This is a genomic window from Pseudomonas sp. AM8 (assembly GCF_036346475.1).
In the GTDB taxonomy this organism is placed as follows: Bacteria; Pseudomonadota; Gammaproteobacteria; order Pseudomonadales; family Pseudomonadaceae; genus Aquipseudomonas; species Aquipseudomonas marginalis.
In genome coordinates this window covers 610511-629313 of the sequence record NZ_JAOTNX010000002.1, presented here as the reverse complement: position 1 = coordinate 629313, position 18803 = coordinate 610511, and the positions used below count along the sequence as shown (strand labels likewise).

General features: G+C 62.6%; 17 protein-coding genes. 4 read left to right on the top strand and 13 right to left on the bottom strand.

Annotated features, from left to right (window positions below):
• Positions 1 to 183: 183 nt before the first annotated feature.
• From V3W40_RS07940 to V3W40_RS07925, 4 genes are all read right to left on the bottom strand, one after another.
• Positions 184 to 1488 carry a protein kinase gene (locus tag V3W40_RS07940; RefSeq protein ID WP_330214795.1) on the bottom strand — a complete coding sequence of 435 codons (1305 nt, stop codon included), beginning with the start codon at positions 1486 to 1488 and terminating at the stop codon, positions 184 to 186.
• Positions 1489 to 1527: 39 nt separating this feature from the next.
• The gene (zapE, locus tag V3W40_RS07935) at positions 1528 to 2622 is read right to left on the bottom strand and encodes a cell division protein ZapE (protein WP_330214794.1); all 1095 of its coding nucleotides are present in this window, start codon (positions 2620 to 2622) and stop codon (positions 1528 to 1530) included.
• 62 nt (positions 2623 to 2684) lie between these two features.
• Positions 2685 to 3422: an anti-sigma factor family protein gene (locus tag V3W40_RS07930; protein WP_315872156.1), complete on the bottom strand. Its 738-nt coding sequence runs from the start codon at positions 3420 to 3422 to the stop codon at positions 2685 to 2687.
• On the bottom strand, positions 3419 to 3925 hold the full coding sequence (locus V3W40_RS07925) for an RNA polymerase sigma factor (RefSeq protein WP_027606262.1): 507 nt from the start codon (positions 3923 to 3925) through the stop codon (positions 3419 to 3421). Before V3W40_RS07925 ends, V3W40_RS07930 begins: the two co-directional genes overlap by 4 nt.
• Before the next feature lie 169 nt (positions 3926 to 4094).
• Here V3W40_RS07925 and V3W40_RS07920 point away from each other — a divergent pair, with 169 nt between their 5' ends.
• On the top strand, positions 4095 to 5177 hold the full coding sequence (locus V3W40_RS07920; RefSeq protein WP_330214793.1) for a catalase family peroxidase: 1083 nt from the start codon (positions 4095 to 4097) through the stop codon (positions 5175 to 5177).
• Positions 5174 to 5713, top strand: a complete 540-nt coding sequence (locus tag V3W40_RS07915) for a cytochrome b (RefSeq protein ID WP_065940125.1) — start codon at positions 5174 to 5176, stop codon at positions 5711 to 5713. Before V3W40_RS07920 ends, V3W40_RS07915 begins: the two co-directional genes overlap by 4 nt.
• An 18-nt stretch (positions 5714 to 5731) precedes the next feature.
• Here the strand turns inward: V3W40_RS07915 and V3W40_RS07910 are convergent, their stop codons facing one another.
• A complete protein-coding gene (locus tag V3W40_RS07910; RefSeq protein WP_065924125.1) occupies positions 5732 to 6883 on the bottom strand; it encodes a M14 family metallopeptidase in 1152 nt (383 codons plus the stop codon).
• A 462-nt stretch (positions 6884 to 7345) separates the two neighbouring features.
• On the bottom strand, positions 7346 to 7696 hold the full coding sequence (locus tag V3W40_RS07905) for a DUF6124 family protein (protein WP_027606266.1): 351 nt from the start codon (positions 7694 to 7696) through the stop codon (positions 7346 to 7348).
• Positions 7697 to 7827: 131 nt separating this feature from the next.
• Between V3W40_RS07905 and V3W40_RS07900 the strand changes: the two genes are divergently transcribed.
• Complete coding sequence (locus V3W40_RS07900; RefSeq protein ID WP_330214792.1) at positions 7828 to 8463, top strand: LexA family protein; 636 nt, start codon at positions 7828 to 7830, stop codon at positions 8461 to 8463.
• Here the strand turns inward: V3W40_RS07900 and V3W40_RS07895 are convergent.
• From V3W40_RS07895 to V3W40_RS07880, 4 genes are all read right to left on the bottom strand, one after another.
• On the bottom strand, positions 8460 to 10385 hold the full coding sequence (locus tag V3W40_RS07895; protein WP_330214791.1) for an acetyl/propionyl/methylcrotonyl-CoA carboxylase subunit alpha: 1926 nt from the start codon (positions 10383 to 10385) through the stop codon (positions 8460 to 8462). The genes V3W40_RS07900 and V3W40_RS07895 overlap by 4 nt on opposite strands.
• Positions 10382 to 11188 carry a gamma-carboxygeranoyl-CoA hydratase gene (locus V3W40_RS07890; RefSeq protein ID WP_027606269.1) on the bottom strand — a complete coding sequence of 269 codons (807 nt, stop codon included), beginning with the start codon at positions 11186 to 11188 and terminating at the stop codon, positions 10382 to 10384. The genes V3W40_RS07895 and V3W40_RS07890 overlap by 4 nt, the downstream gene beginning before the upstream one ends.
• 133 nt (positions 11189 to 11321) lie before the next feature.
• Positions 11322 to 12929 carry a carboxyl transferase domain-containing protein gene (locus tag V3W40_RS07885; RefSeq protein ID WP_330214790.1) on the bottom strand — a complete coding sequence of 536 codons (1608 nt, stop codon included), beginning with the start codon at positions 12927 to 12929 and terminating at the stop codon, positions 11322 to 11324.
• 11 nt (positions 12930 to 12940) lie between these two features.
• Positions 12941 to 14104 carry an isovaleryl-CoA dehydrogenase gene (locus tag V3W40_RS07880; RefSeq protein WP_330214789.1) on the bottom strand — a complete coding sequence of 388 codons (1164 nt, stop codon included), beginning with the start codon at positions 14102 to 14104 and terminating at the stop codon, positions 12941 to 12943.
• Positions 14105 to 14254: 150 nt separating this feature from the next.
• Here V3W40_RS07880 and V3W40_RS07875 point away from each other — a divergent pair, with 150 nt between their 5' ends.
• Positions 14255 to 15892, top strand: a complete 1638-nt coding sequence (locus tag V3W40_RS07875) for an AMP-binding protein (protein WP_330214788.1) — start codon at positions 14255 to 14257, stop codon at positions 15890 to 15892.
• 542 nt (positions 15893 to 16434) lie between these two features.
• Here V3W40_RS07875 and V3W40_RS07870 read toward each other — a convergent pair.
• From V3W40_RS07870 to V3W40_RS07860, 3 genes are all read right to left on the bottom strand, one after another.
• A complete protein-coding gene (locus V3W40_RS07870) occupies positions 16435 to 17334 on the bottom strand; it encodes a hydroxymethylglutaryl-CoA lyase (protein ID WP_330214787.1) in 900 nt (299 codons plus the stop codon).
• 16 nt (positions 17335 to 17350) lie between these two features.
• Positions 17351 to 17743, bottom strand: a complete 393-nt coding sequence (locus tag V3W40_RS07865) for a MerR family transcriptional regulator (protein ID WP_330214786.1) — start codon at positions 17741 to 17743, stop codon at positions 17351 to 17353.
• Positions 17744 to 17857: 114 nt separating this feature from the next.
• Complete coding sequence (locus tag V3W40_RS07860; RefSeq protein ID WP_027606275.1) at positions 17858 to 18793, bottom strand: LysR family transcriptional regulator; 936 nt, start codon at positions 18791 to 18793, stop codon at positions 17858 to 17860.
• Positions 18794 to 18803 lie beyond the last annotated feature (10 nt).

The following is an 18803-nucleotide window of genomic DNA, read 5'->3' as shown; positions in this document are numbered from 1 at the left end:
CCTTAATGCCAGTCAGTTAAGGCTTTTTGTAGGAGCGAGCTTGCTCGCGAAAAACTCACAGGCGCCGCGCTCATTCAGGAAGCACGCGTTATCGTTGACGTTTTTCGCGAGCAAGCTCGCTCCTACAGGAGGCGATCTACGCTTAACTGACTGGCATTAGGGCAAGCCCCCTCCCACAGTTGCTTAGTGGTGTTGGATGGATTGCAGCAAGGCGTTGATTTCTTCGAAGCTCGGCCGTGCCAACACGTCGGGCTGGCAACAGCTTTTCTGCAACGCTACCAGCGCCTCGTCAATCAACCCCGCTTCAACCCGCTCCAGCAATTCCCCCAGCAACACCCCGAACGCGCGCACTTCAATGCGTTGCAAGGCTCGTGTTTCCAAGGTGTCTGCCTTGGCATGGAACGACGCCGCGCCAAAGTCCCCGAGCAAACAATCGCCCGCGTCATTCCACAGGATATTGTGCCCGTACAGGTCGCCATGGGTGATGCCGTGCCGGTGCAGATGCGCGGCCAAGGAGGCGATGCCCCGGGCCATGCGCAAGGCTACGTCGAGGCTGAAGCGGGTGGCGGGGTCGTAGACATCGCGGGTGCACGAGGCCAGGCTCGGCAGGGCGGCGAGGTTGCGGTAGCTCGGGTCGATCAGGTCCATGACCAACGCGGCCTGGTCCTCGGGGGCACCCACCACGCGGCCTTGCACCTTGATCAGGTTAGGGTGCAACCCGGCGGCGATGCAGGCCTGCATTTCGTGCAGCGGCGAGCCGTCGCTGGTGATCGTGCCCTTGTACAGCTTGACGGCGACGGGCTTGGCCATGGGGGTCCACAGGGCCTTGCGAATCACCCCCGAGGCACCTTCGCCCAGCACGTCGGCGAGTTCCAGTTCCGTCCAGGGAATAGCCGCTGTCGTGTCGTCCACCGCCACATCCACGGCCATTTCCACCGGGTTGCCCGCATAGGCCAGCCACGTCAGGCTCGGCAGCGTCAACAGCCATTCGGGCAAGCGTGTGAGGCGGTTGGAGGCAATGCGGATCAGCTCCAGATTGCTGCAGTTGGCCAGGCTCTGCGGCAACTGCGTCAGTTGGTTACCGGCGAGCATCAGTTTCTGCAGCAGCGGCCGCTCGCCCAACTCGCAGGGGAGCTGGCTGATGCAGTTATCGGTGAGGATCAGCCAGCGCAGCAACGGCGGCAGCGCGGCGGCGGGCACGTGGCTGATCTGGTTGGCCTTGAAGCCGATCATGCTCAGTTTGGCGCATTGGCCCAGGCATTCCGGCAGTTCGGTAAAGGCGTTGTCCGAGCAGAACAGCACGCGCAGGTGCGGCAGGCGGTGCAGGTCGTCGGGCAGGCGGCTCAGGGCATTGCCGCTGAGGTTGAGGATTTCCAGGGAGTCGGCCAGCCCGAAGATTTCCTCAGGGAATTCGGTGAGTCCGCAGGACAGGTCCAGGCGCGTAATGCCGGCCAAGTGGCCGGCCTTGAGTTGGGCGAGGGTATTCATGAACGGCGCGATCACTCGGCAAGGGGGCGTAAATGGCGCTCATGATACCGGGTCGCGCGCCCGTTGCGGGTTGGCCTGTTGCAATTGGTTCAGGCGACTGGCGGTGCGCGCCAGGTCGATGGCCTGGCCGCTCATGGCCTGTGCCAGCGGTTGTTCGCCGATCAGGACCAGGTGCTTGTCCTTGTCGTAAAGCACGTCCACCAAGTTGATAAAACGCTGTTGCACGGCGATCGGGCACTCTGCCAGGTGGGGCAGGCCGTCGATGACCCAGTGATCGAACGCCTCGCACAGCAACAGGTAGTCCATCACCGCCGTCAGCTGTTCGCACAGATCGTTGAAGGTGAATACGATGGTGCGGGCCTGATGCTGGCGGCAGATCAATGTGCGGTTGCCCACCGTCAGCGTCTGCGTCGGGCCGCCGCTGACAGGCAGGCCGAGCGCCGCACGCTGGGCCTGCGTGCCCGGCCACAGGTAACAACCGGTGGTAAAGCGTTGCGCTGCATGGGCCTGGGGCAGGCTGCGAAAGTCCTCGGGCGAACTGACTTCCAGCACGTCCATACGCGCGGCAATCAAGTCGATCACCGGCTTGAAACGCTCGTGGTACAGCGGGTTGGGCAACAGCCCTTCGGGTGGATAATTGGAGGTGACCAGCACCCACACGCCACGCTGGAACAGGGCCTTGAACAGCCGGGTAATCAGCATGGCATCGCCGATGTCGTGCACGTGGAACTCGTCGAAACACAGCACGCGGCAGCCGTCGAGCAGTTCGTCCAGGGTCATGGCCAAGGCATCGTCCGTCGCCTGGTGCGTGAACATACCGCGGTGCAGTCGGGCGAAAAACTCATGGAAATGCACGCGTTGCTTCTCGGCGATGGGCAGCGCCTGGAAGAAACCGTCCAGCAGCCAGCTTTTGCCGCGCCCCACCGGGCCGTGCAGGTACAGGCTGCGGGTCGGCTGGCTGGCGAGCAGGTGCCGGGTCTGGCGCGCCATCGCGGTGATGGCCTGGGCTTGACCAGCACTGAGGGTGTAACCCAGTTGTCGGGTTTTGTCCTGAAAGAACGTCTGGATGGGCGCGTCGTCGTGTGTGTCGGTTTTTTTACCGAGCAAACGACGGATAAGGGGGAGCACGGCCAATGCGAGTCACTCTGTAGTGCGGTGGTCGCTTACTTTAGGGCGCCGCTGGCGATTTGACCAATCTAGAACGGCTGCAGGGGTGGCGTCGCCTGGCCGGCCGGGCTGACCACCGCATAGTTGTAGCCGCCGCCGGACCAGTATTGCGCTTGCAACCCATCCGCCGTGCGCTCGCCACGGGGCAGGAAACCGTTGTCCGGGCCCGGTGGGCGGATGTAGAAGCTGATGCGTCGACCTTGTGCGTCCTGGTACAGCACCATGGCGGCGGCGCCTTGATCGGTGGTGAGCAGTCGCCCGCTGACGGGCGTGAAGCCCGCTTGGCTCAAGTCCGGCAGGCGATGGGCTTGATTGAAGTAGCGGTCGAGCCACGCCTGCATCGTGCCGCGGTCCTGGCCGTTATAGTCGGCGGGCATGATGCCCTCCTGGGCAAACAGGCGGAACGCTTGCATCGCATCGGCCATCGGCAGCAGCGGCGGTTGCGTGGCTTCACGGGCCTGCCAGCCGCCGAGGCCACCGAGGCTGACGGCCATCAGCAGCACCGCAGCGGTAGCATAGTGGCGGCGCGATTGATGCTTGAGGCGCTGGCGAATCAGTGCCGGGTCCAGCGCCGGGTTAGCCGGTTGTTGCAGGGCGCCGCTCAAGGACGCGCGCAGCAATTGCGCGTCCTGTTGCCACGCCTGCACTTGGGCCGCGACCTCGGGGTGGGCGGCCAGATAGGTTTCGAGCACGCGGCGATCACTGTCCAGGAGTTGATGATCGACGTAGGCATGCAGGTCGCGTTCGCTGGGGGGCAGGCTGATCATTTGAGTATCCGCAGGGAAGGGCTGGCGATGTCGCCATCGCTGAGTTGACGCAACGCTTGGCGCGCCCGGGACAGGCGCGACATCACGGTGCCGATCGGCACCTCGAGTATTTGCGCGACTTCCTTGTAGCTCAAGCCCTCCACCGACACCCACAACAGCAGTGCGCGTTGTTCGGTGTTGAGTTGGTCGAAGGCTTGCAGGGTCGCTTGGGCGATGACGGTGCGCTCCACCGACGGCTGCGCATCATCGCGGCCGGTAAAGAATTCCAGCATGCGTGCATAGCGCCGGGTGCGGCGGTGGGCATCGAGGAACTGCCGGTAGAGGATCGAGAACAGCCAGGCGCGCAAATCGCCCTCGATGCGTTTGTCGGCCCAACGGGTGATCGCCCGCTCCAGGGTCGCCTGCACCAGGTCGTCGGCACTGCTGGCGTTACGGGTCAGGGACACAGCGAAACGCCGCAGCCTGGGGATGAGTTCACGTAACGGTTCGTCGAGTTCATGCATGGGTGTCTGGCTGGTCACTACGCTGGGACTAGAGAGACGTCCGGCGTGAACGGTTATTCCCGGCCGTGGAAAATAAATCCAGGGCCTGGGAATAGAGCGGATCGGCGTTCGTCTTAATGCTCCGACCTTATGGTTACCCCCAAAGGCCTTCAGGCCCTGGAGTCTGTTCATGGTAGATCACTCATCACCGCCACGTCCCCCGTTAAGCACGGCGAGCCTGATCGCACGACTTGCGGGAATTGGTGCCGTGGTTGCGGTTATGGCCGGGGCATTTGCCTACGTCAACGGCAGCCTCGACCCACAACGCCTGCGCCCGAAAACCCTGGTCAATGCCCTGGAAACCAACAACGGCGTGCACCCTGGATTCCGGCGTAACCATGCCAAGGGCGTGTGCGTGGCCGGGTACTTCGAAAGCAGTGCCAAGGCGCGTGCCTACTCCCGCGCCCAGGTGTTCAGCGCGGCCAGGACGCCGTTGATCGGCCGCTTCGCCCTGCCCAGCGGCAACCCCTATGCGCCGGACAGCAGTGTACCGATCCGCAGCTTTGCCGTGCAGTTCAGCCTGGCCAACGGCCAGCAATGGCGTACCGGCATGAACAGCATGCCGGTGTTCCCGGTGGGCACGCCCGAGGCGTTCTACCAGATGCTCAAGGCCGGCGCGCCGGACCCGGCCACCGGCAAGCCGAACCCGGCGAATATGCCGGCGTTTTTTGCCGCACACCCTGAGGCGGCGCCATTCCTGGCGTGGGTCAAGACGGCCAGGCCATCGGCCAGTTATGCGACCGAAACCTATAACGGTATCAACGCGTTTTATTTGGTGAGTGCCGAGGGCAAGCGCCAGGCCGTGCGTTGGGGCGTAGTGCCCCAGAGTCAGGATGCAGCGGGGGAGACCGCACCGACGGGCGCCGACTTTCTGGAGAAAGACCTGGTGCAACGCCTGGCCACAGGGCCGTTGCGTTGGCAGTTGAACATGACCCTGGCCAACCCCGGCGACCCGCTGGAGGACGCGAGCAAACCCTGGACCGGTGAGCACAAGGTGTTGAATGCCGGCACCCTGGTGCTGCAAAGCAGCCAGCCTCAGGCTGACGGCGATTGTCGCGACATTAATTTCGATCCGTTGATTTTGCCCAGCGGCATCGAAGCCTCCAATGACCCGCTGCTGGCTGCACGTTCGGCGGCATATGCCAGTTCTTACCTGCGCCGTGCCGGTGAAGTCAGCCCCTTGCACAGTGCCCCAGCGGAGTCGAAGCCATGAATGCCCAACCACGGTTTTTTGCGCCCCTGGCGCGCCTGCTGCACTGGTTGATGGCGCTGATGGTCATCGCCATGTTGTTTATCGGCGCAGGCCTGGCGGCGTCAGTGTCGGAGCGGCATGAGTGGTTGATCCACCTGCACAAGCCGCTGGGGATCGCGATCCTGGTGCTGGTGATCGTGCGCCTGGCGGTGCGCTTCTCCACCCGCCAGCCGCCGTTGCCGTCTGACTTACCGCTGTGGCAAGTGCTGGCGGCCAAGGCGTCCCATCTGGTCTTGTATGGGTTGATGCTGGTGTTGCCGCTGCTGGGCTGGGCGATGATTTCGGCGGCGGGCGACCCGGTGATGCTCAGCAGTTCGGTGCAGTTGCCGGCGCTGGTGGCGGCGGATGCGCCGCTGTTTGCGCTATTGCGCAAGGCCCATGGTTATCTGGCCTACCTGCTGTTCCTGACGGTACTGCTGCACTTGGCGGCGGCGCTGTTCCATGGGTTGATTCGGCGCGATGGTGTGTTGCAGAGCATGACCGGCACCAAGGACTGATGCCGGGGGCCAGGGGCGTTAGCGCAGGACCGTGACGATATCGGCCACGGTGCTCAAGACGTCCTTGGCCAGCTGTTTGGAGCGTTCGCCTGACCAACCGGTTTTCGGGTTGGGGGCGTCATCGTTGTCCTTGAACGGCATTTCCAGGGTCAGGGACAGGCAGTCGTATTGCTCGCCGACGGCATTGCAGGCCAGGGTCATATTGGCTTCGCCCGGCAAGTCGCGGGTGTAGCCGTGGGTGGTTTGGAAGTCACGGGTCAGCGAACTCAAATGGCTGCGGAAGCGTTTTTCCAGCGCTTCGATACGCGGGGTGTAGCCGGGGTTGCCTTCGCAGGCAGCGGTGAACACGTAGGGGATTTCTTCGTCGCCGTGAATATCGAGGAACAGGTCGACACCGTACTGCTGCATTTGCTGTTGCACGAACAGCACTTCCGGGCTGATCTCCTGGCTGGCGCTTTGCCAGGCGCGATTGAGGTCCTGGCCCATGGCGTTGGTGCGCAGGTGACCGTGGAAGGCGCCGTCGGGGTTCATGTTCGGCACCAGGTACAGGTCGGCAACGGCCAGGAGCTTTTTCATCTCGGCATCGCCATCCTGTTGCAGGCGTTCGATGATGCCCTCCATGAACCATTCGGCCATGTGTTCGCCGGGGTGCTGCTGGGCAATGATCCAGACATTGCGTCGGCCTTCGCCGCCTTTGCCACGTCGCAACAGTTGAATATCGCGGCCCTCGACACTTTTGCCGGTGGCCAGCAGTTGGGTGCCGGCGTACTTCAGGGCCTGGTCGATCAGCCAGTTGTGGCGTTCGCGACTGTAGGGCTCGAAGTAGGCCAACCAGGCATGCTTCTCACGGGTTTCTAGGCTGATGTGCAGGATCTCGCCGTCAAAGCGAGTGGGGACTCGGAACCAGTTGACGTGATCATAGGACGCGACAGCGTTATAGCCGCTCCAGGCGTGCTTATACGAAGAGCCACCGGCGTTGCTCAGGCGAAAGTTATGGGTGTGGCCCACGTGCATGCCTTCGGCTTTGAAGTGGAACCATTGGTAATGGTGGCTGCGGGTATCGGGTTGGATGGCCAGCAGCAGCTGGTAGGCGTCGCTGGCGTCGAGCACCTGGATATTGCCACTGTCGAAGTCGGTGCTGATCTTGATGGAGGTCAAGGCCACGGTCATAGTCTGGTTGCCTGAATATGAGTGTTGTGGCGGCTATATTACACAGGAGTTTGGTAAAGCCTGGATGCAAAATTGTTGCGGGGAGGGGGCGTCGTCCGTGACGCCGCCGCAGCTTAGAATCTATGAGATTGATTCTCAAGCGCTATTTCGCAGAGATGTGCGCTGGAGCACTGGACTGGCTTTCTTTTGGCGATGGTCTTTTGCTACCATGCGCGCCATCAAGCAACACACAGTCTTCATTAGCCTGAAGCCATGCCAGGGAAACTGGCAAAAAAAAGACCCGGCCAAAGAGCCGGGTCAAAAACCGTGATTAGCCTGATGAGGAGATATTCCAAGAGTCCGACCTAAGGTCCCTTGGTCTATCGACTGATCTCGCGATCAGCTGGGTCCAATAATAATCATTATCATTTGCAAGTCAAATGTTTTTATCCATGGGATAGAAATATTTTTCTTTCGCGGTTGTTATCCGTTCGCCCGAACCTCCGGTGCCCGCAACGACCGCTCGACCATCGCCTTCGCCATATCAATCAAATACACCACTGAAAACGCCAGGTCTCGCTGGTTGCCCTGATGGCTGCTCGCTGATTCGTAGGCCGTGGCGGCGGCACTGCGCAACAGGTCCGAGGCGTGCACCAGGGCTTCCTCCTGGCTGATGCCGGGCTTGATGGCGAAAAAGCTGTCATCCGGGACGGGTGCTGACATATTTTCTTTCAAGTAGAAGTCCAAGGCACGCTGGGCAGCACCGCTGCTGCGCAGGCCTTGAACGTCATCGTTTTCGGGTGTTTCAGGCAGGGGATACGGGCTCGTCGTCATAAGGGGCGGTACTCTGGGTGGGTGTCGAAAACCTTATGCCCGATGATAGTACGTATCGTATTTATGTCGTTTTATGGATTACTACAAACTGTTTATTGCCCTGGAAACTGGCTGACGTATTGTCGGCGGCCATGGATAAATGGATAGCATTGGTCAAGGCCAACATGAAAGACCGCGAGGTCACCCAGGGCGAGCTGGCTGAACGCTTGGGCATGTCCCAGGGTGGCGTTGGCCACTGGCTCAACAAGCGCCGCGTGCCGAGCCTGGCGGATATGAACCGGGTGCTGGCGGAGCTGGGGCTGGGCGACCTGGAAGTGGTGCAGGAGCTGCGCGAGAAGGCCGACGAAGTCCGTGGCCCGGCAAAACAATACACGTCGTATTTTCGCTACCCGGTCAGCGAGTGGAAAGGCCTGGGCGAAACGCGCGAAGAGCGCCCGGCCTATGGCGCCGCACGCTTCGAACCGACGGATTACCACGCCCGGGGAGACGCCTTCTGGCTGCCGGTGACAGGTGACGCCATGACCGCGCTCAGCGGCCCGAGCATCGCAGCGGGGATGATGATCCTGGTAGATCCGGCCATCGCCGCCGAACCGGGCAAACTGGTAGTCGCCCAACGGGCCGCCAGTACCCAGGCGACCTTTCGCCAGTTGCTGGAAGAGAGCGGCCAGCTCTACCTGGTGCCGCTCAACCCCACCTACCCGAAACTGCTGTTCACCGCTGATTGCCGCATCCTCGGCGTCGTTGTGCAGGCCACGGTGAAGTTCTAGTCCTCCGTTTCGAGCTCCACCAACGCACACCCTTCGGCAACCATTTCGCCCTCCTGGCAGAACAGCGCCTTGACTACCCCGGCCTGGGGCGCGCGGATACTGTGCTCCATCTTCATCGCCTCGAGCACCACCAGTTGCGTGCCGGCCTCGACCGTTTGGCCGACGTCCACCAGTACCCGCACGATGCTGCCGTTCATGGGTGCCGTGAGGCCGCCCTGGTGCGACTGGCTGGCCTCGACTGCCGCAATCGGATCGAACAGGCTCACGCCCTGCATCTCGCCGTCCCAACGCAGGAAAACCGTGTGCTCGTTGCGCACTGCCAGATGTGAACGACGGACGCCCTGGTGTTCGATCACTAACTGTTCGCCATGCAGTGTCGCGGCGACGGCGGCCAGTGTCACCAGGCGGTCCTGGCCATTGCAGCTCAAGTGCAGCGAGACCTCGGCGGGCAGTCCTGCACGGAATCCACGGGTGTCCGCCCATGGCCCGTCACCCGCAGGCAAGCTCTGCATAAAGGCCGAACCCGCAGCCTGCCAGAACGCATCGCTCAGCGTCCCGGCCACCGGCAGCAGATCCTCCTGATAGCGCGGAATGAACCCGGTATCCAACTCGGCCGCCGCAAATGCCGGATGACCAATAATGCGCCGCAGGAAGCCCAGGTTGGTCTTCAGCCCACCCACGGCAAACTCGTCGAGCATGCTCAGCAACCGCAGGCGTGCCTGTTCACGGTCTTCACCCCAGGCAATCAGCTTGCCGAGCATCGGGTCGTAGAACGGCGACACGTCGTCTCCTTGCTCGACACCACTGTCCACGCGGCGCCCCGGGCCCGGCCCGGACTCGCGATACAGCGCCAGGTACCCGGTGGCGGGCAGGAAGTCGTTGGCCGGGTCTTCGGCGTACAAACGCACTTCAATCGCATGGCCGATCAGCGGCACCTGCTCCTGGGTGATCGGCAGCGCCTCGCCCTGGGCGACGCGAATCTGCCAGGCCACCAGGTCCAGGCCGGTAATCGCTTCGGTGACCGGGTGTTCCACCTGCAGCCGGGTGTTCATCTCCATGAAGAAAAACTCGCCGCGCGCATCCAGCAAGAACTCCACCGTGCCCGCACCGACATAACCGATGGCCTGGGCCGCACGCACCGCCGCTTCGCCCATGGCCTTGCGCTGTGCAACGCTCAGCCCCGGTGCCGGGGCTTCCTCGACGACCTTTTGGTGGCGGCGTTGGATCGAGCAATCCCGCTCATTGAGGTACAGGCAATGCCCGTGCTGATCGGCAAACACCTGGATCTCTACGTGGCGTGGCTTGAGCAGGTATTTCTCCACCAGCATCTGCCCATTGCCGAAGGACGACAGCGCCTCACGCTGGGCCGAGGCCAGGGCGTCGGCGAGTTGGCTGACATCCTCCACCACCTTCATGCCCTTGCCGCCGCCGCCGGCCGTGGCTTTGAGCAGTACCGGATAGCCGATGCGCTCACAGGCGGCGCGGAAGGTTTCCAGGTCCTGTTCTGTGCCGTGATACCCCGGCACCAGGGGCACGCCGGCGGTTTCCATCAGGGCCTTGGCGGCGGACTTACTGCCCATGGCGTCGATGGCCGAGGCGGGCGGCCCGAGGAAGATCAGGCCCGCCGCCTCGATCGCACGGGCAAACCCGGCGTTTTCCGACAGGAAGCCGTAGCCTGGGTGAATGGCCTGGGCGCCGCTGGCCTGGGCGGCGGCGATCAGTTTGTCGATTTGCAGGTAGCTCTCGGTGGCCTTGCTGCCCCCCAGGTCGACACGAATATCCGCCTCGCGGCTGTGTCGCGCATCACGGTCGACGGCGCTATGCACCGCCACGGTGGTCAGGCCCATGGCCTTGGCGGTGCGCATCACCCGGCAGGCAATCTCGCCGCGGTTGGCCACCAGTACGGTGGTCAGCGTGCTCATGAACGCGGCTCCTGGGGTTGCCAGCTGGGTGGGCGTTTTTGCAAAAAAGCGCGCAAACCTTCCTGGCCTTCGGCGCTGACACGGATGCGTGCAATGGCATTTTCGCAATAGCGGCGCAGGGCAGGGGTGAGCGCGCCGTTACCGACTTCACGCAGCAGGTCCTTGCTGGCGCGCATCGCCGCCGGGCTGTTATGCAGCAGGTGGGTGATCCACTGTTCCACCTGTTGGTCCAGTTCGCCAATCGGGTAGCTTTCCGCCAGCAGGCCGATTTCCCGTGCACGCTGGCCGCCAAAGCGCTCGGCGGTCAGGGCATAGCGCCGCGCCGCCCGTTCGCCGATGGCCTGCACCACGAACGGGCTGATCACGGCCGGGGCCAGGCCGATGCGCACTTCCGACAGGCAAAACTGCGCGTCATCGGCGCCGATGGCCATGTCGCAGCAACTGATCAGGCCCAGCGCGCCACCGTAGGCCGCGCCTTGCACCACTGCCAGGGTGGGGATTTTCAGCTTGGCCAGGTTGTACATCAGCTCCGCCAGTTCGCGGGCGTCGTCCAGGTTGGTGTGGTAATCCAGTTCGGCCGACTGCTGCATCCAGGCCAGGTCGGCACCGGCGCTGAAGTGCCTGCCGCGCCCACGCAGGACCAGGAAACGCAGGGACGCATCACCTTGCACATGGTCGAGGGCGATGATCAGTTCGCGGATCATCTCGGCGTTGAACGCGTTGTTCTTGGCTTCTCGGCTGAGCCACAGCGTGGCAAAGCCACGGCTGTCGGTGATCAGTTCGAGGGTGTTGAAATCGCTCATGCAAGGAGCTCCATGATGATGAGAGGTCTCCTGTAGGAGCGGGCTTGCTCGCGAAAAACGTCCAGGCAACGCGTTCATCCAGAATGCTCGCGTTATCGTTAACGACCTTCGCGAGCAAGCTCGCTCCTACAGGTTACATGCGGAACACGCCGAAGCGGCTCGGCTCGATGGGGGCATTCAGCGCGGCGGACAAGGCCAGGGCCAGCACATCGCGGGTCTGCATCGGGTCGATGACGCCGTCGTCCCACAGGCGTGCGCTGGAGTAATAAGGGTGACCCTGGGTTTCGTACTGGTCGAGGATCGGCTGCTTGATCGCCGCTTCCTCTTCAGCGCTGAAGCCGACGCCTGCCCGTTCAGCCTGCTCACGCTTGACCTGCACCAGCACGCCCGCAGCCTGTTCGGCGCCCATCACGCCAATCCGCGCGTTGGGCCACATCCACAAAAAGCGCGGATCATAGGCGCGGCCGCACATGCCGTAGTTGCCGGCGCCGAAGCTGCCGCCGATGATCACCGTGAATTTCGGCACCTTGGCGCACGCCACCGCGGTCACCAGCTTGGCGCCGTGCTTGGCGATGCCACCGGCTTCGTATTTCTGGCCGACCATAAACCCGGTGATGTTCTGCAGGAACAGCAGGGGAATCCCGCGTTGGCAGGCCAGCTCGATAAAGTGCGCGCCTTTTTGCGCGGCTTCGGCGAACAGAATCCCGTTGTTCGCCAGGATCGCAATCGGGTAGCCGTGCACATGCGCGAAGCCGCACACCAGGGTGGTGCCGAACAGCGCCTTGAACTCATCGAACACCGAGCCATCCACCAGCCGTGCGATCACTTCGCGTACATCGAACGGCTGCTTGGCATCGGCCGGGATCACGCCGTAGAGCTCTTCGCTGCTGTACAGCGGCGCCACGGGCGTGCGTTGCAGCAATTGGCCCTGCTTGCGCCAATTGAGGTTGGCCACGCTGCGGCGGGCCAGGGCCAGGGCGTGTTCGTCACTGTCGGCATAGTGGTCGGCCACGCCGGATATCCTGCAGTGCACGTCGGCACCGCCGAGGTCTTCGGCGCTGACCACTTCACCGGTAGCCGCCTTCACCAATGGCGGGCCGGCCAGGAAGATGGTGGCTTGGTTGCGCACCATGATCGCTTCGTCGGCCATGGCCGGCACGTAGGCGCCACCGGCGGTGCACGAGCCCATCACCACGGCGATCTGCGGGATGCCCTGGGCACTCATGTTGGCCTGGTTGAAGAAGATCCGCCCGAAGTGTTCGCGGTCGGGAAACACTTCATCCTGGCGCGGCAGGTTGGCGCCGCCGGAGTCCACCAGGTAAATGCACGGCAGGCGGTTCTGTTCGGCGATGGTCTGGGCGCGCAGGTGTTTTTTCACCGTGAGCGGGTAGTAGGAGCCGCCTTTCACCGTGGCGTCGTTGGCGACGATCATGCATTCGACGCCTTCCACGCGGCCGATGCCGGCGATCACGCCGGCGGCCGGCACGTCTTCGCCATACACCTGATGGGCGGCCAGTTGGCTGAGTTCGAGGAACGGCGAGCCTGGGTCCAGCAGGCGATTGATGCGCTCGCGCGGCAGCAGTTTGCCGCGCGAGGTGTGGCGCTCCTGGGCCTTGGCGCCGCCGCCTTGCTGCACATGGGCGAGCAGGGTGTGCAGGGCGTCGACCTGTCGGCGCATCGCCGCGCTGTTGCTGGCGAACTCCGCCGAGCGTGGGTTGAGCTGGGTGTGCAAGGTGGCCATGGGGCGCTCCTTCAGCGGGTTTCGTTGAAGAGTTCGCGACCGATCAGCATCCGCCGAATCTCACTGGTGCCGGCGCCGATTTCATACAGCTTGGCGTCCCGCAGCAGGCGCCCGGCGGGGAATTCATTGATGTAGCCATTGCCGCCGAGGATCTGGATCGCGTCGAGGGCCATTTGCGTGGCGCGTTCGGCGCTGTACAGGATCACCCCGGCCGCGTCCTTGCGCGTGGTTTCGCCGCGTTCGCAGGCCTGGGCCACCGCGTAGAGGTAGGCGCGGCTGGCGTTGAGCTGGGTGTACATGTCGGCGACCTTGCCCTGGATCAGCTGGAACTCGCCGATGCTTTGACCGAACTGCTTGCGATCGTGGATGTACGGCACGATCAGGTCCATGCACGCCTGCATGATCCCGGTGGGGCCGCCGGACAACACCACGCGCTCGTAATCGAGGCCGCTCATCAGCACTTTCACGCCGCCGTTGAGCACGCCGAGGATGTTTTCCTCCGGCACTTGCACGTCATCGAAAAACAGCTCGCAGGTGTTGGAGCCACGCATGCCGAGCTTGTCGAACTTGTTGCTGCGGCTGAAGCCTTTCCAGTCGCGCTCGACGATAAACGCGGTGATGCCGTGGGCGCCCTTTTCCAGGTCGGTCTTGGCGTAGATCACATAGGTGCTGGCGTCGGGGCCGTTGGTGATCCAGGTCTTGCTGCCGTTGAGCACGTAGTGGTCGCCGTGTTTGTCGGCGCGCAGTTTCATCGAGACCACATCGGAACCGGCGTTGGGCTCGCTCATGGCCAGGGCGCCGACGTGTTCGCCGCTGATCAGTTTGGGCAGGTACTTGAGTTTCTGTTCGTGAGTACCGTTGCGGTTGATCTGGTTCACGCACAGGTTGGAGTGGGCGCCGTAGGACAACGCCACCGAGGCCGAGCCACGGCTGATTTCTTCCATGCTCACCACGTGGGCCAGGTAGCCCAGGCCGGCGCCGCCGTATTCTTCCGGTACGGTGATGCCCAGCAGGCCCATGTCCCCGAACTTGCGCCACAGGTCGGCGGGGAACAGGTTGTCGATGTCGATCTGTGCCGCACGGGGCGCGATTTCCTTGGCCACGAAGGACTGCACCTGGTCGCGCAGCATGTCGATGGTTTCACCGAGGGCGAAGTTCAGGGACGGGTAACTCATGGACAGGCACCTTAATGTGAGCGTTGTTGTTGTGTGGATGGCGCGCCAGGGAAGGGCGCTCACCTTTACGTTAACGTAAGCTTGCGTTACGGTGCTGTCAATCGTAGTTTACGTATACGTCAACCTACAAAAAAGACAACAGGGGTCGTTATGGATCAACCGCATCCGAGCTACAGCCGTGGCTCCCAGGACAAGGCCTTGCTGGCCATGACCATTGGCCAGGCCTTCGATCACACCGTGGCGCAACACCCCGATGGCGAGGCCCTTGTGGTGCGCCATCAGCAGCGTCGCTACACCTGGCGGCAACTGGCCGAGACCGTCGAGGTGCACGCTCGCGCGTTCCTGGCCTTGGGTATGCAGACCGGCGACCGCCTGGGGATCTGGGCGCCCAATTGTGCCGAGTGGTGCATCAGCCAGATCGCCAGCGCCAAGATTGGCGTGATCCTGGTCAATATCAACCCGGCGTACCGCAGCAGTGAACTGGACTACGTGCTCAAGCAGTCCGGCTGCGAGTGGCTGGTGTGCGCCGGCGCGTTCAAGACCTCCGACTACCACGCGATGTTGCAGGCATTGCAGCCTGAGCTGCGTGGCATGATCAGCCTCGACCCCAGCCCGCCCCCGGGCTTCCTGCCCTGGTCGGAACTGGCGGCCCTCGGTGCGGGCCTGCCGCCCGAGCAGCTGCACAGCCGTCAGGCCAGCCTGCACTTCGATCAAGCCGTCAATATCCAGTACACCTCCGGCACCACGGGGTTCCCCAAGGGCGCCACCCTCAGTCATCACAACATCCTCAATAACGGCTATATGGTCGGCGAAAGCCTGGGCCTCACCGCGCAGGACCGCCTGGTGATCCCGGTGCCGCTGTACCACTGCTTCGGCATGGTGATGGGCAACCTGGGCTGCATTACCCATGGCACCACCATGATCTACCCGAATGACGGCTTCGATCCGCTGCTGACCCTCACCGTCGTCGCCGAAGAACGTGCCACTGGCCTGTACGGCGTGCCCACGATGTTTATTGCCTTGCTTGATCACCCACGCCGGGGCGAGTTCGAGCTGTCCACCCTGCGCACCGGCATCATGGCCGGCGCCACGTGCCCCATCGAGGTGATGCGCCGGGTCATCGGCGAATTGCACATGGGCGAGGTGCAGATTGCCTACGGCATGACCGAAACCAGCCCCGTGTCCCTGCAAACCGGCGCGGATGACGATCTGGAGCGTCGCGTGACCACCGTCGGCCGCACCCAGCCGCAACTGGAAAGCAAGATCATCGATGAAGCCGGTAACACGCTGCCCCGTGGCCAGGTCGGCGAACTGTGCACCCGTGGCTACAGCGTGATGCTCGGCTACTGGAACAACCCCGACGGCACCCGCGAGGCCATCGACGCTGCGGGCTGGATGCACACCGGCGACCTGGCCACCATGGATGCCCACGGCTATGTGTGCATCGCCGGGCGCAACAAGGACATGATCATTCGCGGTGGCGAAAACGTGTACCCGCGCGAGGTGGAAGAGTTTTTCTTCACCCATCCGGCGGTGGCCGATGTGCAGGTCATCGGCATTCCGGACGAGCGTTACGGCGAGGAGATCGTGGCCTGGGTCAAGTTGCATCCCGGCCATGTGGCCAGCGAACTGGAGCTGCAGGCCTGGTGCAAGGGCCGCATCGCGCACTTCAAGACGCCCAGGTACTTCAAGTTCGTGGAGGAGTTTCCGATGACGGTGACGGGCAAGATCCAGAAATTCCGCATGCGCGAGATCTCGATCGAAGAGCTGGGGGCAGGGCAGGGTTAAAGGCCAGAAAGCACAAAGGGGACCCGAAGGTCCCCTTTAATTTGTCGTTGCGTGCTCTTTTTTTATTATTGAGGGGCGGTCTATTGTTGTTTTTGGCAACCGTTACCCTTTACCGCTGTTTTTGGCGACCCCCATCCGGGGTCAAGAGCAAACGTATTTTTTTGAGCGCTGATCTGCTTCTTCGTTAACGATCCAACCAGTGGGTAGCTACCTGAGGTAGTTTTATTTTTCTCTAACCGGTTGCGGGTTTCGGCATGCCGTACCCTGCGAAGCACATCTTCTCCAAAAAAATCTGTTAGCTGCGTCTCTGCCGTGTTGTTTTTGTTATGTCAGAGTCGTTTCGTCTTATTTTTATTAGGTTTGGCGCTTTTTATTCTTGTTATGCCATAGAGATAGCAGAAGGCGTGCCAACTTTTAAAATCCATTTAAAATCAATAAGTTAATTTTTTAGTAGGGTTTGGCCTACAGAAAATACGACAAAATATGTTCCCGTGTTACTCGATGTGTAGCCGTGCGGTAACACATTGTCACGGCTACGCTACTCAACCGGCTGTCCGCGCCTTGGCTACGCGCGAGCCGGTAGGGCGGCCGAGGACATGGCTGATTTGCAGGCCCGCGCGAATCAATGCGTCCAGGTCGATGCCGGTGTCGATCCCGAGGCCATTGAGCAGGTACAGCACATCTTCGGTGGCGACGTTACCGCTGGCGCCCTTGGCATAGGGGCAGCCGCCGAGGCCTGAAATAGAGCTGTCGAATACCGTGATGCCTTCCAGCAGGCCGGCATAGATATTGGCGATGGCCTGGCCATAGGTGTCATGGAAGTGACCCGCCAGTTTGTCCCGTGGCACCTGCGCGCCGACCACCTCGAACAGCCGCCGCGTGGTGCCCGCCGTGCCGGTGCCGATGGTGTCGCCCAGGGACACCTCGTAGCAGCCCATGGCATACAACTCCCGCGCGACCGCCGCCACCTGTTCCGGCGCAATCTCACCTTCGTAAGGGCAACCCAGCACACACGACACATAGCCACGCACGCTGATGCCGTGCTGCCTGGCCGCCGTCATGATCGGCGCAAAACGCTCCAGGCTTTCGCTGATGGAACAGTTGATATTGCGCTGGGAAAACGCCTCGGACGCCGCAGCGAACACCGCCACTTCCTTCACGCCCGCCGCCAGCGCGTCCTCAAAACCGCGCAGGTTTGGCGCCAGCGCACCATAGGTCACGCCGGGCTTGCGCTGGATCTGCGCGAACACTTCGGCAGAACCGGCCATTTGCGGCACCCACTTGGGCGAGACAAAACTGCCGACTTCGATATAGCTCAGGCCCGCCGCGCTGAGGGCATCCACCAGTTGGACCTTGTCAGCCACGCTGATGGGCTGGGCTTCGTTCTGCAAACCGTCGCGCGGGCCGACTTCCACCAGGCGCACATGGGAGGGGAGGGACATGGCAGCTACCTTCTGATCAATGGCCAACCTGGCTCATGGTGTGGGCCAGGGCTTGGGTGCAACGCTCTTCAGCAGTGTCCAGCTCCAGCTTCATTTGTTCGATATCCAGCAGTTGCTGCTCCAACTGCTCACGGCGCTCGGCGATCTTGGCCAGCATGCTGTTGAGTTGGATCTGGTTGCCGCCGGTGGGGTCGTAGAGTTCGATCAGCTCACGGCACTCGGCCAGGGAAAAACCGATGCGTTTGCCCCGCAGGATCAGCTTGAGGCTGACCTTGTCCCGCGCCGAATAGATGCGCTCCTGCCCCCGACGTTCCGGGGCCAGCAGGCCTTGTTCCTCATAGAAGCGAATGGCGCGGGTGGTGATGTCGAGCTCGCGGGCGAGGTCGGAGATGCTGTAGGTCGTGCTCATGGGGGCGCTCAAGAAGGTCTTGGCGCTAAGCTAATGGCAGGTTGACGTAAACGTCAAGGGTCGCTGCGCAGCCCATCGGGGCAAGCCCCCTGCCACAGGGGGCGCTCTTCAGCCTCAGGCCTGTTGTTTGTCCAGCTTCTTCTCGTGGGCGGTGACTTGCTGGCACAACTCGATCATCTGCTCGCGCATCCAGCGGTTGGCCGGGTCCTGGTCGGTGCTTTCATGCCAGTACAGGTGGGTTTCCACCGGTGGCACGTCGTTGACCGGCAGGTTGAACCAATGCAGCTCATGGCGGCGGGCGAAACGTTCGGGCACGGTCATGACCATGTCGGTCTGCTGCAACACTTGCGAGGCCATCAGGTAATGCTGGGAGCGCAGGGCGATCTTGCGCTGGATGCCCATCTTGCCCAGGGCCAGGTCGACGTGGCCCAAGCCGTTGCGGCGGCTGGAGATATGGATATGGGTCAGCGACAGGTAGTCATCCAGGGTGAACTTGTCCTTGCCCGCCATGGGATGGCCCTTGCGCATGGCGCACACGTAGCGGTCTTCCATCAGCTTGACGTGGCGCACCTGCGGGTCGGTGTTGAGCGGCGCATCCACGGCAAAATCCAGGCGCCCGGCCGCCAGTTCCTTGGTGGTCTCGCGGCGTTTGGACAGGAAACTCTCGATCACCACGGTGGGCGCCAGGCGGCGCAGGCGTTGGAACAGCAGCGGCAGAATCACCGCTTCGGTAAGGTCGGTCATGCTGATGCGGTAGGTCTTGGCCGCCTGCTGCGGATTGAAGATGCGGCTTTCCTGCACCGACACCCGCAGCAACGACAGCGCATTGCGCACCGGGCCGATGATGTTCTGCGCCATCGGCGTGGGCACCATGCCTTGGGCGGTGCGCACGAACAGCGGGTCGTTGAACGTCTCGCGCAGGCGCGCCAGGGCGTTGGACACCGCCGGCTGGGTGATGCCGACAATCTGCCCGGCGCGGGTCAGGTTGGCTTCGGTGTAGATCGCGTCGAAGACGATAAAGAGGTTGAGGTCGACCTTGCTCAGATTCATTTCGTTGCGC